Genomic DNA, 19,615 nt, shown 5'->3' with positions numbered 1-19,615 from the left:
GACATGGACCTCACCACCCCGCCCCCGCTGGGCGAACACCTGGCCTCACCGCGGCTGCGGTCCGCGATGCTGGTCCAGCAGGAAGCCCTGTACGCGGCGCGGCAGTTCCTGCGCGGCGAGGGGTTCACCGAGCTGCTGCCGCCGCTGGTGGGCCCGGTCACCGACCCGGGCGGCCGCGGGGCGAAGGCCCTGGACGTGGACTACTACGGCCGCCCCTACAAGCTGATGACCAGCGCGATCCTGTACAAGCAGGCGTCCTTGAAGGGCTTCCCGCGACTGTTCTACATCGCCCCGAACGTGCGGGTGGAGCCGCCGGAGACGGCCGGTACGGGACGGCACCTGGTGGAGTTCCACCAGATCGACGTGGAGATGGCCGGCGGGACCCGCGAGGACGCCCAGGAGATCGCCGCCGGGCTGCTGGCCCACGTGGTGGAGCACGTGTGGACGGCCGTCCCCGAGGTGCTGCGCAAACTGGGCCGCGACGAGCTGGACTTCGCCGAGCTGCGGGCCGGCAAGTTCGAGGTCCGCACCCACGAGGAGGTGGTGGGCCAGCTGATCGCCGAGGGCCACCCGCAGAGCCCCGACGCCGAGATCGACTGGGCGGGCGAGCGGATCCTCTCCCTCGCCGCCGACCGGCCCTTCTTCGTGGACGACTACCCCAAGGGCTCGCGCGGCTTCTACGACCGCGAGGACCCCGAACGCCCGGGCGTGCTGCGCAACTTCGACCTGCTGGCCCACGGCGGCTACGGGGAGATCGTCAGCGGCAGCGAGCGCGAGTCGGACTACGCCACCATCGTGACCCGGATGCGGGAGAGCGGGGAGAACCCCGCCAAGTACGCCTGGTACCTGGACCTGGCCCGCGAGGGCATCTCCCCCAGCGCCGGGTTCGGCATGGGCCTCCAGCGCCTGGTGCGCTTCCTGACCGGACTGGACGCCCTGTGGCAGGTCAGCGCCTACCCGAAGCTCCCGGGGGTGATCGCGCCGTGAGCTCCCTGCACGCGGACGGCTTCCCCGAGCGCGAGGTGCGGGCCCGGGCCCGCACCGGCACCGGCGAGGTGTTCCCCTCCCCCGACGGCTACGGCGACGGCGGCGGGCTCTACGGCGCGGGCGGCTCCCCCGCCCCCGCGCAGGGTCCGGACGCCCTGGACCGGCTGCGGATCGTGCCACCGGTGTTCATGCCCCGGCGCCTGGAGAAGCTCATCGACCTGGGCCGCGAACCCTCCTACGAGGACGTGGAACTCGGCGGCACCACCGGCGGGTTCACCACCCCGCTGCCCCTGTACCTGTCGGCCTTCGGCTCCACCCGCGCGGGCAGCGGGGACCTGGCCCTGGCCGCCACCCGGCAGGCCGCGCGGCTCGGCCTGCCGATGGTCATCGGCGAGAACATGGTCCCGGTGCACGGATACCGCCGCGGCGAGGGCGACGGCGTGCGCTCCGCCCTCCTGGAGCGCATCGCCGTCTACGCGGAGACCGTCCCCGACGGCCTCGGCGGGGTGGTCGTGCAGCAGTCCACCGAGGACGCCGACTCCGAGGTGTGGAACCTCCTCTACAGCGACCCCGGCACCCGCGCCCTGCGCGACTCCGGGCGGCTCGGCTTCGAGCTGAAGGTGGGCCAGGGCGCCAAGCCCGGCCTCGGCGGGATGACCGTGGTCGGCGGCGGGGAAGCCGGGCGGCTCGCCGGGCAGTTCGCCGTACGCGACGTGTTCGGCGACCCGGACCGGTGGCTGCGCTGCGCCACCCCCGGCACCTTCACCGAGGAGATCGTCCGCCAGCAGCTGCGGTTCATGCGGAACAACTTCCCGCTGGCCAGGACCTGGGTGAAGTTCCACCCGGGCCGTGACATCGGCCGGGCCGCGGCCACCGCCTGGGCCGCCGGCGCCGACGCCGTCACCGTCGACGGCGCCGAGGGCGGCACCGGCTGGGCGCCCCGGGTCTTCCTGGACCAGGTGGGCCTGCCGCTCGGCGAGTGCCTGCGCCGGATCGGGACCCCCGCCGGGGACCTGCTGGCCACCGGCAGGATCTGGGAGGGCGGCCGCGCGGTGCGCGCCCTCGCCCTCGGCGCCCGCGCCGTGGGCCTGGGCCGGGCGGCCCTGGTCGCCGTGGACGAGGACCCCGGGCACGGCCTGGAGCGCCTGGTCGACGCCCTCGCCCTGGAACTGCGGCTGCTGGTCAGCGCGCTGGGCAAGTACCGGACCGAGGACCTGGACCCGGCCGACCTGTGGGACCCGACGGCCGCACCCGAGCCGGCGCCCGCGCCGGCACCCGCGCCCTCCGGCGCCGCGCTGCCCGCCGGGGGCCGGCCGTGAGGCGGGCCGCACCGGGCCCGTCCCGGCTGCGCCGCGCCCTGGTCCGCGCCCGGTTCCGGCCGGCCGGCCCCGGAGGACCTCCCTTGCTCACCGTCCGCCCCGGACCGGGCGCGGGACCCGCCGCGGCGGCCGCCGCCCGCGCGCTCACCGAGGCGGGGCACGGCCACCTGGGCGGACACCTGGAACTCCGTACGTACGGACCGGCGCCCCGCCCGCAGGACGCGGCCGACGCGGCCCGCCGGGCGGTACGCCGGGCCCTGGCCGCCTGACGGGACCCGCACCCGCCTCCTCCTCCTCCTTCCTCCCCCTCCCCCCTCCTCCCTCGGCTCCTCCCAGAGAACGGGTACTCCGCCCATGACCACCACCGACGCCCCCGGCACCGACACCACGGGATCCGCCGCGCCGCAGCAGCCGCCGGTCCCGTGGGGCCGCGTCGCCTCCCTCGTCAGCGGGCAGGCCGCCGTCCAGCTCGGCAGCTTCGCCCTGCTCATCGCGATGAACTGGACCGCCGTCGAGATCGGCGGCACCCGTGCCGTCACCCTGCTGATGCTCGCCGCCACGGTCCCGCGCGCCCTGATGCTGATCTTCGGCGGGGCGATCGCCGACACGCTCGGCCCCCGGTTCGTCCTGCTGCGCACCACCACGGCCCGCGTGGCGCTCCTGGCGGCAGGCGCCGTCGTCGTCGCCGGCACCGAGACGCTGTGGCCGCTGGTGGTGATCGCCCTCGTCGAAGGGGTGCTGCTGGGCCTGGCCGGACCCGCTTCGGGGGTGCTGCTGCCGATGTTCGCGCGCGGGGACCAGCTCGCCCGTGCCAACTCCCTCTACGCGATGGTCCTGCGGGTCGCCCCGATCCTGGGCGCGCCCGCCGGGGCCTTCCTGATCACGGTCGGCGAGCTCTGGGTCGCCCTGGCCGTCGGGGCCCTCACCGGGGCCGTCTGGCTCGGCTGCCTCCTGCACGTCACGCACGGCTTCACCCGGCCCGAGCCGGAGCCCGGCGTCTCCCTGGTCAAGCGCTCCGGCGACGGCTTCCGGCTGCTCGCCCGTCACCCCCGGCTGCGCTGGATGTTCATCGCCTCGCTCTGCCTGGACCTCGCCTTCTCCTGGCCCGCCGAGGTCGCGCTGCCGCTGCTGGTGTCCCAGCGGGGCTGGGGCGTCGGCGCGGTGGGCGTGGTCCTGGCCGCCTTCAGCGTGGGGGCCCTCGGCTCCAGCGCGCTCGGCGCCGCCCTCGCGCACCGCATCCCGATGTACGTACGCCTGGTGGTCACCGGCGCCGGGCTGGCCGCGGGCATCCTGGTCATGGCCCTGATGCCGTCCGTGGTCTCGCTGACCGCCGTCGCCGCGGGCGTGGGCCTGCTCTCCGGGCTCAACGGCCCCGCCATCGTCACCCTCTACCAGCAGTCCGCGCCCGAGGAGCGGATGGGAGCCGCGATGTCCACGCTGTCGCTCGCCGGCATCGGTACCGCCCCGCTCTCCATCGCCGTCTTCAGCAGCCTGTCCCTGTGGCTCGGCGTGCAGACCACCTGGCTGGTGTGCGGGGCGATCGCCTTCGTCTCCCCGGTGGCCGCCGTCCTCGCCCTGCGCCACCCGGCGCGCGCCGAGGAGCCGGCCCCCGCCGTCGCCACCAGCGCCGACCTGCCCGTGCCCGCCGCCGTCTGAAGGGGAACCCGATGACCGTCCTGACCGTCCCCCGGCTGCTGGTCCCCCAGCGGCTGACCGACCCCGGCCCCGACCCGGGCGAGACCGTCACGGTGAGCGCCCGCCCCGCCCCGGGACCCGAGGTGTGGCTGGTGGACACCACCGAGTACCGCGACCACGCCCACCGCCGGGCCCCCGCCACCCTGGACGCCCAGGAGCTCACCCGGGCCGCCGAGTTCGTACGGAACTCCGACCGCGACTCCTACGTCTGCGCGCACGTGGCGCTGCGCCGTCTGCTCGGCGCCTACCTGGGCCTGTCGCCCCGCGAGGTGACCGTGGAACGCGCTCCCTGCGCGCACTGCGACGAACCGCACGGACGCCCGGTCCTGCCGGGCGGCGCCCTGCACTTCTCGCTCTCGCACGGGGCGGGCCTGAGCCTGCTGGCGTTCGCGACCGCCCCGGTCGGCGTGGACGTGGAGGAGCTGGTCCCGACCGCGACCATCGCGGACACCCTCTCGGTCCTGCACCCCCGGGAAGCCGCCGAACTCGCCCTGCTCCCCGCCCCGGACCGCCCACTGGCCTTCACCCGGGTCTGGACCCGCAAGGAGGCCTACCTCAAGGGCCTGGGCGTCGGCCTCTCCGCCGACCCGTCGTCCGACTACGTCGGCTCGGGCCCGACCCCGGCCCCGATCCCCGGCTGGTCCCTGATGGACGTCTCGGTCCCCGAGGGCCACTGCGCGGCGGTGGCACTGCGGGTGCCCTGACCGGAAGGAGCCCCGTCCCCCGTCCGCCGTCCCCCGTCCCCCCGTCCGCCCAGCAGGGGCCCGGGCGGGGACGGGGTGCGCCTGGGTCAGGGGCGACGCCCACCGCGGACGCGTCGCTGCCGCTACCGCGCCACACTGCCCAGCCACAACAGGTCACGCGCCCGAGTCATCGCCACGAAGAGCTGGCTCCGCAGCAACTCCTCGCGTTCCTGGGCCGTTTCGACCACGCCAGCAGCACCGGGAGTGCCGGCTGACGCCGCGTTCGGCAGGGCCGCGTCGTGCTGGGGCAGGTACACGTGCTTGAACTCCAGACCCTTGGCCCTTCGGTAGCTGCCGAGCTTGACCGCGTCGACGGGGCGGCCGTCGTAGTGCTCCAACAGGCATACCGGGACGTTCGCCTGCGTGAGCAGTCGCTGGTAATGGCCGATGGACCGCATGGACGGGCACAGCACCGCGGCGTCCGCCCGTGCGGCGTCGGACAGGGCGCGCAGGGCCTCCAGGAGCGCCTGGTCATGAGCACTCACGGTCGGCCTCGTGACGCGGACCACCTGCCCGTCGTGGTAGGTGACGTCGACCTCGCGGCGGCCGGGTGTACGCAGGCCGTCGATGTCCTCGAAGGCGTCGTCGGCCACGACCGCGAGCGCGGCGTCAAGGATCTGTTTGCTGTTGCGGTAGTTGGTGCGCAGTACTTGTCCGCGGTCGCCCCGAATGTCGATGCCCGCGTCAGCGAGGCGGAACCCACCCGGATAGACGGCTTGCTGGCCGTCACCGATCAGCAGCAGGCCGTTGGCGACGTCACCGGTCAGTGCGTGCAGGAGACGGACTCCGACGAGCGTGAGGTCCTGGACCTCATCCACGATGACGGCCGCGTACGACGGCTGTCGCCCCGCGTGACGCACCACTTCTGCCAGGGCCAGCGACAGCACGTCGTTGAAGTCGTGCACGCCACGCTCGACGCGGAGCGACTCGTACGCCTCGTACAGTGCCCACACCGCTTGCCGGTGCGGGCGGCGCAGGCTCGCCCGGCGCCGGCGCCGGGGCACGATCGCGTACTCCTCGAAGGAGGTGATGCCGCGCCCCTTGATGACGTGGTCGATCTCCTCGCGCCAGTACAGCGGCGCCGGATCGATCTCGGCCAGGCAGCTGTCGCGCCCGACGTGCTTCCAAGCGAGGCTGAAGGCGGTCTCGGCCTTGTCTCCGTGCAGCCGCACGGGGACGCCTCGCTCGTGGAGGAACTCCTGCGCCCAGGAGTGCAGGCTGCGGAACTCCACGCGTTCCGCGACGGCCGGGGCCATGGTCCTGAGGAAGGTGCCCTGTACTCGGGGCAGGTTGTTGGCGAACGTGACGTAGAGGATCCGGCCGCCGGTGCGCCTGGCGAGGTGGGCGGCGCGATGCAGTCCGACCACGGTCTTTCCCGTACCCGCCGGACCGCTGACGCGCGCCGGACCGGCCCAATTGCGGCGCACCAGGGCAACCTGGTCGGGGTGGAGAAAGGTCATCCACTGCTCGATCGGGGCCCGCAACGCCTCTTCCAGGGCCGCGTCCCGCAGGCCCTCCAGATCGAACAGCCCCTCAGGCGGCTCCTGTTGCGATTGCTCGGGAAGCGGAGGAATCCTCTGCGCAAGCGCCGATCCCTCGTAGTCGGGGAAGACTCGTTCCAAGTGGTCGGCAATCGCCCGGACGGACTCCGCACGCAGTCGACGGCACTCGGAGAGCAGCGCGGGGGCGACCTCACGCTCTCCCAGGAGCCGGATCCGGTCGAGGCCGGCGTCGACCCTCTGCCCCGCGAACACCATGAGCGGCTGGACTGCCACCGGAGACAGACCGAGCGACGCGACCGCCCCCTCGGCGGCCTTGGTGACCGCGAGCAGTTTCGCCGCGTGCCCGTCGCGCGACTCGCCTCCAGCACGGAGTCTGCCGTCCGAGACCTCCGGGGCAGAGCGCCAGTTCTTGACGTCGATGACGAAGACACCACCAGGTCCCACCATCAACATGTCCACGTTGGCGGCGCGAGTTCCCGGCCATCGGCGATCGACGAGCAGTCGCCATCCGCGGTCGGTGAGTACCAGGAGCTGAGCGGCGACCCGGCGTTCCCCCTCGCTCGCCGCTTCCCACTGACGCGCCTGCCGACGGGCTGCCTGCCACTGCTCACGCAGCAACCGCTCCTGCCGTCGTGCCTCCTGCGCCCGTCGCGACGCCGAACCTCCTGCCGCCATACCTGCCCCCTCAGTACGCGGAGTGGCGAGCATAGGACGGTCCGCGACCGTTGCGACAGGGCTTCCCGCGCCGGGCTGTGCCGCCCGGCCGGAGGCCTCTGGTTCACAGCGGGACGTTCATCCCCGCGGGCACGGCCACGGTCCAGAAGACCGCAACTGGCCGAATCCCGACGGACGGTCGGCTCACGACCACGTTGAGCCTGCCCACCATCGGTCGTTCACTTTATGTGACAACGAGCAGGTGGACAGGGTGCGGCGGACCGGTGACCGGACCGGACGGATCGGGGGTGGTGGGTGGGTTGGCGCGAGGAGATCGCCTCGGCGCTCGGCGAGTGGATCGCCGTCGAGGGCGGCGCGGGCAAGCCCGCACGGTGGCAGCTCGTCGGGCGGGCGGCCCGCAGCGGTGATCCGGGCCGGTACGTGGTCGATCTACGGGGCTCCGACATCGGCCCGGAGCAGCTCGACTCGCTGAGGCTGGCCGGACCGGACGGCGACGGCATCGAGGCCAAGGGCTTCGCCGTCTCCGAAACCGTGCAGAACGGATCTCTGCTCACCCTGGTCGTACCGGAGTTCGCGGACATCACCGACCCCCACCTGTGGATGCTCAAGCAGCCGCCCACCTTCCTGGTCGAGGCCCTGCGCGACGGCATCGCAGGACTGGGGGAACACCCACTCGCCACGGCCCTCGCGACCGCCGCGATCGGTGGATCATCGGTCCACGCCGCCGACCCGCCGGGCTTCCACCCTGCCCAGGCGGACGCCTACCGCGCGTGCCTGGGCGAAGGCGTCCACCTCGTGTGGGGGCCACCGGGGACGGGGAAGACCACCGTGCTCAAGCGGGCCATCGGCGATCTGATCGCCCAGGGACGGCGCGTGCTGCTCGTGTCCGCGACGAACATCGCCGTGGACAACGCGCTACTGGGGGTGGTGCGGGAGAAGCGCCACGGGTCCGGTGACATCGTCCGAGTGGGACCGCCGCACCTGCGCGAGGTGGCCGAGGACCCTTCCGTGTCTCTCCCCCTGATGGTCCGGGCCCGGCTGAGCGAGGCGGCGGCCCGGCGCACGGCGCTCGAGGCCGAACTCGTCGCCGTCCGGGACCGGGCCGAACAGCTGGCGGTGCTGGACAGCGAGCTTGAGGAGTTCGACGCTCCCGCCTACTTCGCGGCGCTGAAGCTCGTACGGACGCCCGGACAGGACGCGGCGGCGACGCAAGCCCGGACGGCAGCGGCGGAAGAGCGGCTCGGCCAGGTGGTCCAGCGCCTGCACGACCTCGGGGAGGCCGTCGGGACGGCGCACGCTCGCCAGCGGGCCGCGGACGCGGCGAAGGTCCAGTGGCGCGAAGTCGACAACCTCTCGGAGGAGGTCATCCGTGTGCGGGAGGCGGCCGGGAACAGGGAGGCCGACGCGCTGCTCGCAGAGGACGAGCGACGGGCCCTGGAGCTCAGGCTGAGGGCACTCGAAGCGAAGGGAGCCGTCGGCAGGTGGCGTCAGCGCGGCACGATCACCGCCCTTGAGGACGAGCTGGCGCGATCCCGGCGGACAGCGGACGAAGCCCGCACGGCGGCGCAGGAAGCCCGCACCGTCGCGACCGCCCACATCGCCCGTATCGGTGCCCGTATCAACGTGCTGACGGAGGCCATCCCGCTCAGCCGCGACCAGATCCGCCAGCTCGAAGCCGACTCCGTGTCGCTCGTGGCCGCGCGCGAGCAGGCCGGGCAGCAGGCACTCGCCCTCGAGCGGGAGGCGATCAGGGCTTCCGAGGCCGCTGCCCGCGCCCGGCGGGCCCAGGAGCTGGCCGAAGGAGCCGCGAGAAGGGGCTGGCCGGCCCAGCACGACCGGGCCGAACGGCTGCGTCCCGCGGTGGCAGCCGACCGCACCCGCCGCCCGGACCTGGAGAAGCAGTACCAGCAGGCGCAGGAGGGGTACGAACGGCTCGCACGCAACGCCCAGGGCGAGATCATCAAGTCGGCCAAGCTGGTTGCCACGACCCTGGCGCGGTTTCGCACCAACCGGACGGTCCTGGAAGGGCCGTACGACGTGGTGCTCGTCGACGAAGCGGGTGCCGCGACCCTTCCCGAGGTGCTGCTCGCCGCGGGCAAGGCAGGCCGGGCAGCCGTCCTCCTCGGGGACTTCATGCAGCTCGGGCCGGTCATCCCGCCGGCTCTCGGCGACAACGACCGCCCGGACATCAAGCGGTGGTTGCACCCGGACGTCTTCCAGCACTGCGGCATCCACGAACCGTCGGACGCCGAGGCGCATCCGTCGTGCGTCACGCTCACCGAACAGCACCGTTTCGGCCCCGCCGTCATGCGCCTGGCCAACGACCTGGCGTACGGCGGTGTCCTCACGGGCGGTCCGCAGGCGTTGCGGGAGAGACCGGACAACGACCCCGAGATCGTCCTCATCGACACCGACGGGCTGGACGATCTGGCCCGCGTCCACCTGACCGGCAGCCGCAAGGGATGGTGGCCCGCCGGGTCGCTCATCGCTCGGGCCCTGGTGGAACTCCACCGCGAACAGGGGGAGGAAGCCGGCATCGTCACGCCGTACGGCGTCCAGGCCGAGGCCACCCTGGAGGCCCTGCGCGACGTCGAAGGCACGGGGCGTCCCCTCGCGGAGGTCGGCACGGCCCACCGGTTCCAGGGCCGGGAGTTCGACGTCGTCGTCTTCGACACCGTGGAAGGCAGCGGTGACAGCCGGGAGTTGTGGATGGCCCTCGCCCACCGGCAGCCGGGGGCCGAAGCCTGGCACCGCAACGGCATCCGGCTGTTCAACGTCGCGGTGACCCGGACGAGAACCCGGTTGTACGTCGTGGCCGGCGGGGCCCGCGTCAAGAACGCGAAGCCCGGAACAGCCCTGTCGCGGCTCGCCGCGCTGATCGGTTCCCCGGGCGTGCGAGTCCTGAAGGCCAAGCAGCTCGTCGTTCCGCCGACGGCCCCTGTCCCGCTGCGCGGCGAGTTCGGAACGGCTCTGGCGGAGGTGCTGGGTCGGCACGTGGAAGTGACCGACGTCCACGACGAGACCACGTTCTACGACACCTTCGCCGAGGAGATCAACCGGACACAGCACTCCCTGTGGCTCTGGGCGCCGTGGGTCGCGAAGCGGCTCCGCTCCCTGCTGCCGCTCCTCGCGGCCGCCGCCGGCCGGGGCGTACGGATCACTGTCTTCATTCGTGACGACACCGACCAGTTGCAGCGCAAGCCCGAGAGCCAGGCACTGATCACGGACCTCCGCACCGTGGCCCGGACAGTGGTCCCGATGAACGTCATGCACCAGAAGATCGCGGTGTTCGACGAGCGGACCGTGCTGCTCGGCAGCCTGAACGCCCTGTCCCAGAGCTGGACGCGAGAGGTGATGATCACGATGCGCGGCGCGTACTTCGCCCGCAAGCTGCTGGCGCACGAGCACGCGGAGGCCTTCGCCCGCCCGCCGAAGTGCGGCCGGTGTCGGGGAACGCAGATCGAGATCCGGCGGCGGAGGAACGGCAACTGGTTCTGGCGCTGCTACGACACCACGTGCAAGGCAACGCCGTCCGGGCGTCCCAGCGCCTGGACACAGGACATGCGCCTACGGGGCAGCCGGTAGGGCCCCGCTCGCCCGACCGACGGCCCGACGCGATCCACGACGGTGGCCCCCACCTGCGCCCATCACCCACCGTGTTCGCCCGAATGGCAGGACGTCACCGGTCGACGTAGCGTTGTGCCGCACCCATGAAGCCGGGGGGAGGCAGCCGAGGTGAACCTCCATGAACTCCCTGCATCTGCCGATACTGCTGGTGCTGGCAGTTGCCGCGTTCCTGTTGTTCCGGAAGGGCGGCGTCAAGCTGTCGCACGTGCTGATCTGCGCCGGGTTCGGCTTCTACCTCGCCGACACCTCCGCCGCGTCGACCATGCAGTCCGCGCTCGACTCCGCCCTCGCCGCCTTCAGCAGTTTCGTGCAGTGAGCGGGGCCGTCGTGGCTAGGACCTGTCCGGTCGATCACGCCGGCATCGGTGCCGGGCGACTTCTGGTCCTGGTGAGCGGTGGCTGGTGCGTGCGATCGCAAGGCGGAGGAGGGAAGCAACGCGGAGCGTTGTCGACCGACGAGAACGCAGCGAGCAATGGGGTCTCCCCTGCTCGAGCGAAGCCGAGAGCTTGGGGAAGTGCCAGGCGCCGCGGCCCAGGCGTGAGCGACCGGACAGGTCCTAGAGGCCCAGCTGGGTCCTCGCCGCGTGGACCGTCTGTTCCAGGAGCACCGCGATCGTCATCGGGCCCACGCCGCCCGGGACCGGGGTGATCAGGCTCGCGCGGGTCGACGCGGAGGCGAAGTCGACGTCGCCGACGTTGCCCTCGTTGTAGCCCGCGTCGATCACCACCGCGCCCGGCTTCAGGTCCTCGCCCCGGATGAAGCGCGGGCGGCCCACCGCGGCGATCAGGACGTCGGCCTCGCGGAGGTGGCGGGACAGGTCCGTGGTGCGGGAGTGGCAGTAGGTGACCGTGGCGTCCCGGCCGAGCAGCAGCATCCCGGCGGGCTTGCCCAGGATCGCGCTGCGGCCCACCACCACCGCGTGCTTGCCGGTCAGGTCGACCTCGTACTCCGCCAGCAGGCGCATGATGCCCGCCGGGGTGCACGACGCGAAGCCGGGCAGGCCGAAGCCCATCGCGGCGAAGGAGTGCATGGTCACCCCGTCCACGTCCTTGGCCGGGGAGATCGCCTCGAAGGCCGCGCGCTCGTCGATGTGCGGGCCCACCGGGTGCTGGAGCAGGATGCCGTGCACCCCGGGGTCCTCGGACAGGGCGGTGACCGTGTCGACGAGTTCGGCGGTGGTGACCGTCGCGGGCAGCGGGACGTGCTTCGAGCGGATGCCCGCCTGCTCGCAGCGGCGGCGCTTCATCCGTACGTACGTCACCGAGGCCGGGTCCTCGCCGACCAGCACCGTCGCCAGGCAGGGCGCGGTGCCGGTGCGCTCCAGGACGCGGGCGGCCTCGGCGGCGGTCTCCTCGGTGGTGCGGCGCGCGAGGGCGGTGCCGTCCATCAGGCGGGCGGTGCGCGGGAGTTCGGAAAGGGACACGGGTGCGGCTCCTGGGTCGTAAGTCGTCCTACGTCGCCCAGGCGCGCGGCTGCGGCACTCGGTGCCGGGCCGCTCCCCGGTGGTGATCCACCTCAGCGCCAGTCACGGCCCGGCGCCATTTAATCATGTCGACATATGGATGCCGGCGGCCCTAGAACGCGTCCACCGTGTGCGGCAGCCGGGGCGTGCGCAGCGCCTCGTCCAGTGCCCGCGCCGCCCCCTTCGTGCGTTCCTCCACCACCCCCGCCGCCACCAGCGCGCCCACCTCCGAGCCGCCCAGGTAGCACTCCCCCAGGTCGCGGACGTCCAGGACCAGGTCCGCCGCCGCGTCCGTCGGGCCGTACGTCGCACCGCCCGGGGAGGCGAGGAGGCGGAAGCGGCCCGCGTTGGCCGGCACGTGCGCGTCCCGCACCTCCAGGACCAGGTCCGCCTCCGCCGCCCAGGAGCGGGCGGTCAGCGCCGCCGCCACGTCCACCAGGCGCAGGCGCAGCGCCGGGAAGCACGAGGTGATCCGCACCTGGTCGCGGTCTCCGGCGAACCTGAGCAGCGGCTCGTCCAGCGGCACGCCCCACGCCCGCACCAGGCCGGTGAGGTCGATCGACGCCAGGTAGCGCCAGAGCGCGGCGGCCTCCCGGGGGCCGTCCGCCTCCAGGTCGTCCACCCGGACCAGTCCCGGCCGGTGCGCGTCCTCGTCCTCGCCCTTGGTGCGGTAGACCGCGTACCCCGCGACCGGGTCGCCGAGGACCACCACCCGCGGCGGGCTCAGCTCGTCGTCGTCCTCGTCCTCCTCCACCAGCCACTCGTCCGCCCACCAGGACGCGCCACGGGCGATCCGGCCGGCCCGCTCGGCGCGGGTGCGCTCGTAGTACGGGCCGAGGAGCGCGGGCGCGTCCGCCGGGTCGACGAGTCGCAGCGGCCGCTCGTCCGGCTCGACGCGCAGGGCCAGCGGGCGCCGCGAGTCGACCTCCAGGGTGAGCCCCTGGGTGGCGGTGCCGAAGCCGAAGCGGCCGTAGATCACGTCCTCGGAGGCCCAGAGCGCGGTGACCGGGGCGCCCTGCCCGGTGCAGCGCGCGAACAGCTCGCGCAGCATCGCGGTGAGCACGCCGCGCCGCCGGTGGGTGGGTGCCACGCAGACGAACGTCAGCCCGGGGCAGGGGAGTTCGCCGCCCGGTACGGAGAGGGTGAAGCGGAACGCGGCGGCGAAGCCGACCAGTACGTCCCCGTCGTACGCGCCGATCCGCTCGCAGTCCAGCATCAGCTGGGCGTAGTGCTTGCGCCGCGCCTCGTCGGGGCGGTGGTGGAAGACGAGGTAGGCCAGTTCGAGTGCGCGGTCGATGTGTGCTTCGGGCACGGCACGGATGTCCATACTGCGGACTGTAACTCGCGCATTTCGGACGGGCATCCGTATTTCGCCACGCCCGCCCGGAACGCGTGGGCGGGGCGCCGCCCGCGGGAGGCGGCGCCCCGGGCGTCAGAGCGCGGCGAGGCGCTCCAGCGGGAACGGCGGTCTGGCCAGCGGGCCCACCGCGAGGCGGGTCAGCGGCAGGGCGTTGTCGTCGCCCGCCGTGCGGTTGGCGTGCAGGACGCCGCAGTGCACGCAGCGGTGGATCAGGACCCATTCGCCGTCCCCGCGCACGGAGATGGCGAGCGGCTCCATCCGGGCCCCGCACTCCGCCGCGCGGTCGCCGGGGGTGTCGTCGAGGTGACGGCTCCACAGGCAGTGCGGGCAGTGGTTGCGGTGGCCGGTGCCCGCGGCGGTCATCGGTACGTCGAGACCGCACTGGAGGCAGCGGAAGGAGCGGGCGCGCGCCTCGGTGCGGGCGCGTCTGGAGGTGTTGCCGTTGCGGGACATCGTCGGGACGTCTCCTCGTGAGGTGTGCCAGCGTGGAAGGTCGACGCCGCCTCACAGCAGGGGAGTTCGCGTCCGCGCGGGTCCGCGGGTGCCGGTCTCAGCCGGTGCGCCGCGGGCTCGCGGGAGCCCTTCCCCGGGTGCGAGGGCGGTTCCACGGGGCACTGGGCATACAACACCACCTTGTCGCGTGACAGGTCACGTCACACCGTGACATGTCACGCATCACGTCATACGGGGACGCCCCCGGGCGCGGTGCGCTACCCGGTGACGCCCCCATGAGACGTGCGGCGTCCGGTCCGCCGCAACCGAATTTCCGTCGGAGCCAGCGGGCCCCGACGCGACGGAGCCCGGAGGACCGGAAGCCCGGAAGCCCCCGCGAGCGGGTCCTCAGGCCACCGAACCGATCCGCCCCGCCGGCGCCCTCGGGCCGTCGTGGTGGATCGGCGTGTGCGCGCCGGTCAGCGACACGCCGGTGCCGCCGCGCCGGTTGGCGACGATCTCCGCGCCGATCGACAGCGCGGTCTCCTCCGGCGTACGGGCGCCGAGGTCCAGGCCGATCGGCGAGCGCAGCCTGGCCAGTTCGAGCTCGGTGACGCCGACCTCGCGCAGCCGCTCGTTGCGCTCCACGTGGGTGCGGCGCGAGCCCATCGCGCCGACGTACGCCACCGGGAGCGTCAGGGCCAGCTTCAGCAGCGGCACGTCGAACTTGGCGTCGTGGGTGAGCACGCACAGGACCGTGCGCGCGTCCGTGGTGGTGGCCTCCAGGTAGCGGTGCGGCCAGTCGATGACGATCTCGTCGGCCTCGGGGAAGCGGGCCCTGGTGGCGAAGACGGGCCGGGCGTCGCAGACGGTGACGTGGTAGCCGAGGAACTTGCCGACCCGTACCAGCGCGGACGCGAAGTCGATGGCCCCGAAGACGATCATGCGGGGCGCGGGGACGGACGACTCGACCAGGAGCGTGAGCGGCTGTCCGCAGCGCGAGCCGTCCTCGCCGATCGTCACGGTGCCGGTGCGGCCCGCGTCGAGCAGGGCGCGCGCCTCGGACGCGGCGGTGCGGTCCAGTTCGGGGTGGCCGCCGAGCCCGCCCTCGTAACTGCCGTCGGGGCGCACCAGGAGGGCCCGGCCCATCAGGTCGGACGGGCCCTCGGTGATGCGCGCGAGGGCCGCCGCCTCCCCCCGGACGGCGGCGGCCAGGGCGGCGGGGTAGACCCCGCCGCGGACCGGGGTGACGAGGATGTCGATGATGCCGCCGCAGGTCAGGCCGACCGCGAAGGCGTCCTCGTCGCTGTAGCCGAAGCGCTCCATGACGGTCTCGCCGTCTTCGAGGGCCTGTTGGCACAGTTCGTACACCGCGCCCTCGACGCAGCCTCCGGACACGGAGCCGATCGCCGTGCCGTCGGCGTCGACGGCGAGCGCCGCACCGGGCTGGCGGGGCGCGCTGCCGCCGACGGCCACCACGGTGGCGACGGCGAAGTCGCGGCCCTGCTCGACCCACCGGTTCAGCTCGTCGGCGATGTCCAGCATGGTCGTCTCCGTTCCTGGTACGTCCGGGGAACCCCGGTGGGGCCCGGGATGTTCCCGGGTGCCCCGGGAGGGTTCCCGGGGCACCTGGTGGCTGTCAGTGGTGCGCTGGTGCGGTTCTCGTGATCAGTGTCCGGTGCCGGAGGCGAAGTAGAAGACGAAGACCGCCGAGAGGATCCACATGAAGACCCCCGGCTCCCTCCACTTGCCCTGGGCGCCCTTGATGGCGCAGTAGGCGATGACGCCGGCGCCGACACCGGTGGTGATGGTGTACGTGAACGGCATGAGGACGACCGTCAGGAAGACCGGGACGGCGACGGACCAGTCGGTCCAGTCCACGTGCCGGGCGTTCTGCAGCATCATCGCGCCGATGACGACCAGGGCGGCCGAGGCGACCTGGCCGGGGACGAGCTGGGTGAGCGGGGTGAAGAACAGGCAGGCGGCGAAGAACAGGCCGGTGACCGTGGCGGACAGGCCGGTCCGCGCGCCCTCGCCGACGCCGGTGGCCGACTCGATGAAGACGGTCTGGCCGGAGGCGCCGGAGACGCCGCCGATCGCGCCGCCGGCGCCGTCGATGAAGAGCGCCTTGTTCAGGCCGGGCATGCGGCCCTTGTCGTCGGCGAGCTTGGCCTCCTGGCCGACGGCGATGATGGTCGCCATGGCGTCGAAGAAGCCCGCGAGGACCAGGGTGAAGACGATCATGCCGACGGTGGTGACGCCGAGCTTGCCCCAGCCGCCGAACTCGACGCTGCCGATGAGGTCGAAGTTGGGCATCGACACGAAGTTGCCGTGCAGCGTGGGGGCCTTGCCGCCCCACTCCTTCTCGCTGATCAGGCCGGTGGAGGTGGCGATGACCGAGACGATGGTGCCGACGACGATGCCCAGCAGGATGGCGCCGGGCACCTTGCGGGCCTGGAGCATGAAGATCAGCAGCAGGGTGACCGAGAACAGCAGCACGGGCCAGCCGGCCAGGTGGCCGCCGACGCCGAGGGTGACCGGGCCGCCCTCGCCCTTGCCGACGAAGCCGGCGTTGACGAAGCCGATCATCGCGATGAAGAGGCCGATGCCCATGGTGATCGCGTGCTTCAGCGCGAGCGGGATGGCGTTCATGATGATCTCGCGGACGCCGGTGACCACCAGGAGCATGATCACGCCGCCGTAGATGACGCACATGCCCATGGCCTGCGGCCAGGTCATGTCCGGGGCGACCTGGGTCGCCATCACGCCGGAGACGCTGAGGCCGGCCGCGAGCGCGAGCGGGACCTTGCCGATGAGGCCCATCGCCAGGGTGGTCACGGCCGCCGCGAGGGCGGTGGCGGTGATCAGGGCCGGCTGGCTGAGCTTGTGGCCGAGGACGTCCTCGCCGCCGAGGAGCAGCGGGTTGAGCAGCAGGATGTAGGCCATCGCCATGAAGGTGGTGATGCCTCCGCGCACCTCGCGGGCGACGGTCGATCCTCGCTGGGATATGTGAAAGTACCGGTCGAGCCAAGACCTGCCGGCGGGGACGCGCGAGCCACTGCCCGCGTCCTGTGCGACGGTCTTCGGCTCCACTGACGACTGGGTCATGGTGCCTACTCCCAAGGTTCAAAGGGGCACCCGCTGGAACTTCGACGACGAGGCGGCGAGCTGCGGGATTTGGGTGGGCTGCACGACCCGGGGGACGGCCCGAGACGAACGGGGTGGTACGGGGATGCTCCCGACCGCGAGCGGTGCGGTTCGGGTGTGGGGGTTGCTCCGGGCGGCGCGGGCGGGGAAGTGTGACGTTCCGTGGGAGGCGCGCGCCACCCGGAGAGCCTGGGGCGGGACCGGGGCCCTGACGGGGGCCGGGGTCCCGGCGGGGACCCGGGCGAGCGGCCCGGGTCCCGCGGGTCCTACAGGGTGCCGGTCAGGTGCTCGGGGCGCACCGGCGTCTTGTTGAGCTCCAGTCCGGTCGCCGCCCGGATCGCCGCGAGGACGGCCGGGGTGGACGACAGGGTGGGGGCCTCGCCGATGCCGCGCAGTCCGTACGGCGCGTGCTCGTCGGCCAGTTCCAGCACGTCGACGGGGATGGTCGGCGTGTCGAGGATGGTCGGGATCAGGTAGTCCGTGAAGGAGGGGTTGCGCACCTTCGCGGTCTTGGGGTCGACGATGATCTCCTCCATGACCGCGACGCCCAGGCCCTGGGTGGTGCCACCCTGGATCTGGCCGACGACGGACAGCGGGTTGAGCGCCTTGCCGACGTCCTGCGCGACGGCCAGCTCGATGACCTTGACCAGGCCGAGCTCGGTGTCGACCTCGACGACCGCGCGGTGCGCGGCGAAGGAGTACTGGACGTGGCCGAAGCCCTGTCCGGTGCGCAGGTCGAAGGCCTCGGTGGGGCGGTGGCGCCACTCGGCCTCGATCTCGACGACCTCGTCCTCCAGCAGCTCGACCAGGTCCGCGAGGACCTCGCCGCCGTCGGTGACGACCTTGCCGGCCTCCAGCAGGAGTTCGGCGGTGGCCCAGGCCGGGTGGTACGAGCCGAACTTGCGCCGGCCGATCTCCAGGACCTTCTCGCGGACCAGCTCGCAGGAGTTCTTGACGGCGCCGCCGGTGACGTACGTCTGGCGGGAGGCCGACGTCGATCCGGCCGAGCCGACCTGGGTGTCGGCCGGGTTGATGGTCACCTGGGTGACGCCGAGCTCGGTGCGGGCGATCTGGGCGTGCACGGTGACGCCGCCCTGGCCGACCTCGGCCATCGCGGTGTGCACGGTGGCGACGGCCTCGCCGTTGATGACCTCCATGCGCACCTTGGCGGTGGAGTAGTCGTCGAAGCCCTCGGAGAAGCCGACGTTCTTGATGCCGACCGCGTAGCCGATGCCGCGCACGACGCCCTCGCCGTGGGTGGTGTTCGACAGGCCGCCGGGCAGCTGGCGGACGTCCGCGCCCTGGCCGGCGGTCTCCCACTGGCGCTCGGGCGGCAGCGGGCGGGCCTTGATGCGGCGCAGCAGCTCGGCGACCGGGGCCGGGGAGTCGACCGGCTGGCCGGTCGGCATGATCGTGCCCTGCTCCATCGCGTTCAGCTGGCGGAACTCGACGGGGTCGATGCCCAGCTTGGCGGCGAGCTTGTCCATCTGCGCCTCGTAGGCGAAGCACGCCTGGACCGCGCCGAAGCCGCGCATGGCGCCGCAGGGCGGGTTGTTGGAGTAGAGCGCGATGGCCTCGATGTCGACGTCGTCGATCACGTACGGGCCGACCGAGAGGGACGAGGCGTTGCCCACGACCGCCGGGGAGGCCGACGCGTAGGCGCCGCCGTCCAGGACGATCTTGCACTTCATGTGGGTGAGCTTGCCGTCCTTGGTGGCGCCGTGCTCGTAGTAGAGCTTCGCCGGGTGGCGGTGCACGTGGCCGAAGAAGGACTCGAACCGGTTGTAGACGATCTTGACCGGCTTGCCGGTGCGCAGCGCGAGCAGCGAGGCGTGGATCTGCATCGAGATGTCCTCGCGGCCGCCGAAGGCACCGCCGACGCCGGAGAGCGTCATGCGCACCTTCTCCTCGGGCAGGCCGAGGACGGGGGCGATCTGCTTGAGGTCCGAGTGCAGCCACTGGGTGGCGACGTAGAGGTCGACGCCGCCGTCCTCGGAGGGCACGGCGAGGCCGGACTCCGGGCCGAGGAAGGCCTGGTCCTGCATGCCGAAGGTGTACTCGCCCTCGACGATCACGTCGGCCCGCTCGCGGGCCTCTTCCACGTTCCCGCGGACGATCGGCTGGCGGTGCACGATGTTGGGGTGCGGCACGTGACCGATGTGGTGGTCGTCGCGGCCCTCGTGGACCAGGATCGCGTCGGGCGCGGTGGCCGAGGCCTCGTCGGTGATGAGCGGCAGCTCGACGTAGTCGATCTTGATCTTGGCGGCGGCGCGGCGCGCGGTCTCCGGGTGGTCGGCGGCCACCAGGGCCACCGGCTCGCCGTGGTGGCGCACCTTGCCGTGGGCCAGGACGGGCGTGTCCTGGATCTCCAGGCCGTAGTTCTTCACCTCGGCCGGGAGGTCGTCATAGGTCAGCACGGCGTACACGCCGGGCATCGCGACGGCCTCGGAGATGTCGATCGAGCGGATCTCGGCGTGGGCCACGGTGGAGCGCAGCGTCTGGCCCCAGAGCATGTCCTCGTGCCACATGTCCGAGGAGTACGCGAACTCGCCGGTGACCTTCAGCGTGCCGTCGGGGCGCAGCGTGGACTCGCCGATGCCGCCCTTGGTCTGCGACTTCTGGCTGACGCTGGTGGGCGTGCCGGCCGGAACAGTCTTCTGAGCCAT

Annotated in this window: 14 protein-coding genes and 1 riboswitch; of the genes, 7 read left to right on the top strand and 7 right to left on the bottom strand. The window is 72.8% G+C overall.

Annotation, left to right across the window (positions count from 1 at the left end; genetic code table 11):
• Positions 1–3 precede the first annotated feature (3 nt).
• The 5 genes from ABT160_RS03940 (at position 4) to ABT160_RS03920 (ending at position 4,705) form a co-directional block, all read left to right on the top strand.
• Complete coding sequence (locus tag ABT160_RS03940) at positions 4–987, top strand: asparagine synthetase A (protein ID WP_351643191.1); 984 nt, start codon at positions 4–6, stop codon at positions 985–987.
• On the top strand, positions 984–2,306 hold the full coding sequence (locus tag ABT160_RS03935) for a glutamate synthase-related protein (RefSeq protein ID WP_351643188.1): 1,323 nt from the start codon (positions 984–986) through the stop codon (positions 2,304–2,306). The genes ABT160_RS03940 and ABT160_RS03935 overlap by 4 nt, the downstream gene beginning before the upstream one ends.
• Positions 2,307–2,389: 83 nt before the next feature.
• Positions 2,390–2,575 carry a hypothetical protein gene (locus ABT160_RS03930; RefSeq protein ID WP_351643185.1) on the top strand — a complete coding sequence of 62 codons (186 nt, stop codon included), beginning with the start codon at positions 2,390–2,392 and terminating at the stop codon, positions 2,573–2,575.
• Between the two features lie 85 nt (positions 2,576–2,660).
• Positions 2,661–3,962, top strand: coding sequence for an MFS transporter (locus tag ABT160_RS03925; protein ID WP_351643183.1), 1,302 nt, complete (start codon positions 2,661–2,663; stop codon positions 3,960–3,962).
• Between the two features lie 11 nt (positions 3,963–3,973).
• Entirely contained in the window at positions 3,974–4,705 is a 732-nt protein-coding gene (locus ABT160_RS03920; RefSeq protein WP_351643181.1) for a 4'-phosphopantetheinyl transferase family protein, read from the top strand.
• A 122-nt stretch (positions 4,706–4,827) separates the two neighbouring features.
• On the opposite strand, the gene ABT160_RS03915 is transcribed toward ABT160_RS03920, so the two are convergent.
• A complete protein-coding gene (locus ABT160_RS03915) occupies positions 4,828–6,864 on the bottom strand; it encodes a nuclease-related domain-containing DEAD/DEAH box helicase (protein ID WP_351643178.1) in 2,037 nt (678 codons plus the stop codon).
• Between the two features lie 351 nt (positions 6,865–7,215).
• Here ABT160_RS03915 and ABT160_RS03910 point away from each other — a divergent pair, with 351 nt between their 5' ends.
• Together ABT160_RS03910 and ABT160_RS03905 are read left to right on the top strand one after the other, a co-directional pair.
• Complete coding sequence (locus tag ABT160_RS03910; protein WP_351643176.1) at positions 7,216–10,506, top strand: AAA domain-containing protein; 3,291 nt, start codon at positions 7,216–7,218, stop codon at positions 10,504–10,506.
• A gap of 160 nt (positions 10,507–10,666) precedes the next feature.
• Entirely contained in the window at positions 10,667–10,864 is a 198-nt protein-coding gene (locus ABT160_RS03905) for a hypothetical protein (RefSeq protein WP_351643173.1), read from the top strand.
• A 240-nt stretch (positions 10,865–11,104) separates the two neighbouring features.
• Here ABT160_RS03905 and ABT160_RS03900 read toward each other — a convergent pair whose 3' ends face one another.
• From ABT160_RS03900 to ABT160_RS03875, 6 genes are all read right to left on the bottom strand, one after another.
• Positions 11,105–11,935, bottom strand: a complete 831-nt coding sequence (locus ABT160_RS03900; protein WP_351643667.1) for a bifunctional 5,10-methylenetetrahydrofolate dehydrogenase/5,10-methenyltetrahydrofolate cyclohydrolase — start codon at positions 11,933–11,935, stop codon at positions 11,105–11,107.
• Positions 11,936–11,999: 64 nt separating this feature from the next.
• Positions 12,000–12,087: riboswitch (ZMP/ZTP riboswitch) on the bottom strand.
• A gap of 35 nt (positions 12,088–12,122) precedes the next feature.
• Entirely contained in the window at positions 12,123–13,337 is a 1,215-nt protein-coding gene (locus ABT160_RS03895) for a GNAT family N-acetyltransferase (protein ID WP_351643170.1), read from the bottom strand.
• A 105-nt stretch (positions 13,338–13,442) separates the two neighbouring features.
• Positions 13,443–13,823: an RNHCP domain-containing protein gene (locus ABT160_RS03890; RefSeq protein WP_351643167.1), complete on the bottom strand. Its 381-nt coding sequence runs from the start codon at positions 13,821–13,823 to the stop codon at positions 13,443–13,445.
• 387 nt (positions 13,824–14,210) lie between these two features.
• A complete protein-coding gene (locus tag ABT160_RS03885) occupies positions 14,211–15,347 on the bottom strand; it encodes an XdhC family protein (protein ID WP_351643164.1) in 1,137 nt (378 codons plus the stop codon).
• 123 nt (positions 15,348–15,470) lie between these two features.
• Positions 15,471–16,910 carry an NCS2 family permease gene (locus ABT160_RS03880; RefSeq protein ID WP_351643162.1) on the bottom strand — a complete coding sequence of 480 codons (1,440 nt, stop codon included), beginning with the start codon at positions 16,908–16,910 and terminating at the stop codon, positions 15,471–15,473.
• 305 nt (positions 16,911–17,215) lie between these two features.
• A complete protein-coding gene (locus tag ABT160_RS03875; RefSeq protein WP_351643160.1) occupies positions 17,216–19,615 on the bottom strand; it encodes a xanthine dehydrogenase family protein molybdopterin-binding subunit in 2,400 nt (799 codons plus the stop codon).

The sequence above is a fragment of the Streptomyces sp. NPDC001941 genome, assembly GCF_040296945.1.
GTDB lineage: Bacteria > Actinomycetota > Actinomycetes > Streptomycetales > Streptomycetaceae > Streptomyces.
The sequence above is the reverse complement of the archived record's forward strand: the minus strand, read 5'-3'. Positions and strand labels throughout refer to the sequence as shown.

What these genes read in the sequence shown, in the direction of transcription:
- ABT160_RS03940 (WP_351643191.1), top strand. Translation starts at nt 4, where the DNA reads ATGGACCTCACCACCCCGCCCCCGCTGGGCGAACACCTGGCCTCACCG.
- ABT160_RS03925 (WP_351643183.1), top strand. Translation starts at nt 2,661, where the DNA reads ATGACCACCACCGACGCCCCCGGCACCGACACCACGGGATCCGCCGCG.
- ABT160_RS03920 (WP_351643181.1), top strand. Translation starts at nt 3,974, where the DNA reads ATGACCGTCCTGACCGTCCCCCGGCTGCTGGTCCCCCAGCGGCTGACC.
- ABT160_RS03905 (WP_351643173.1), top strand. Translation starts at nt 10,667, where the DNA reads ATGAACTCCCTGCATCTGCCGATACTGCTGGTGCTGGCAGTTGCCGCG.
- ABT160_RS03900 (WP_351643667.1), bottom strand. Translation starts at nt 11,935, where the DNA reads ATGGACGGCACCGCCCTCGCGCGCCGCACCACCGAGGAGACCGCCGCC.
- ABT160_RS03895 (WP_351643170.1), bottom strand. Translation starts at nt 13,337, where the DNA reads ATGGACATCCGTGCCGTGCCCGAAGCACACATCGACCGCGCACTCGAA.
- ABT160_RS03890 (WP_351643167.1), bottom strand. Translation starts at nt 13,823, where the DNA reads ATGTCCCGCAACGGCAACACCTCCAGACGCGCCCGCACCGAGGCGCGC.
- ABT160_RS03885 (WP_351643164.1), bottom strand. Translation starts at nt 15,347, where the DNA reads ATGCTGGACATCGCCGACGAGCTGAACCGGTGGGTCGAGCAGGGCCGC.
- ABT160_RS03880 (WP_351643162.1), bottom strand. Translation starts at nt 16,910, where the DNA reads ATGACCCAGTCGTCAGTGGAGCCGAAGACCGTCGCACAGGACGCGGGC.
- ABT160_RS03875 (WP_351643160.1), bottom strand. Translation starts at nt 19,615, where the DNA reads ATGGCTCAGAAGACTGTTCCGGCCGGCACGCCCACCAGCGTCAGCCAG.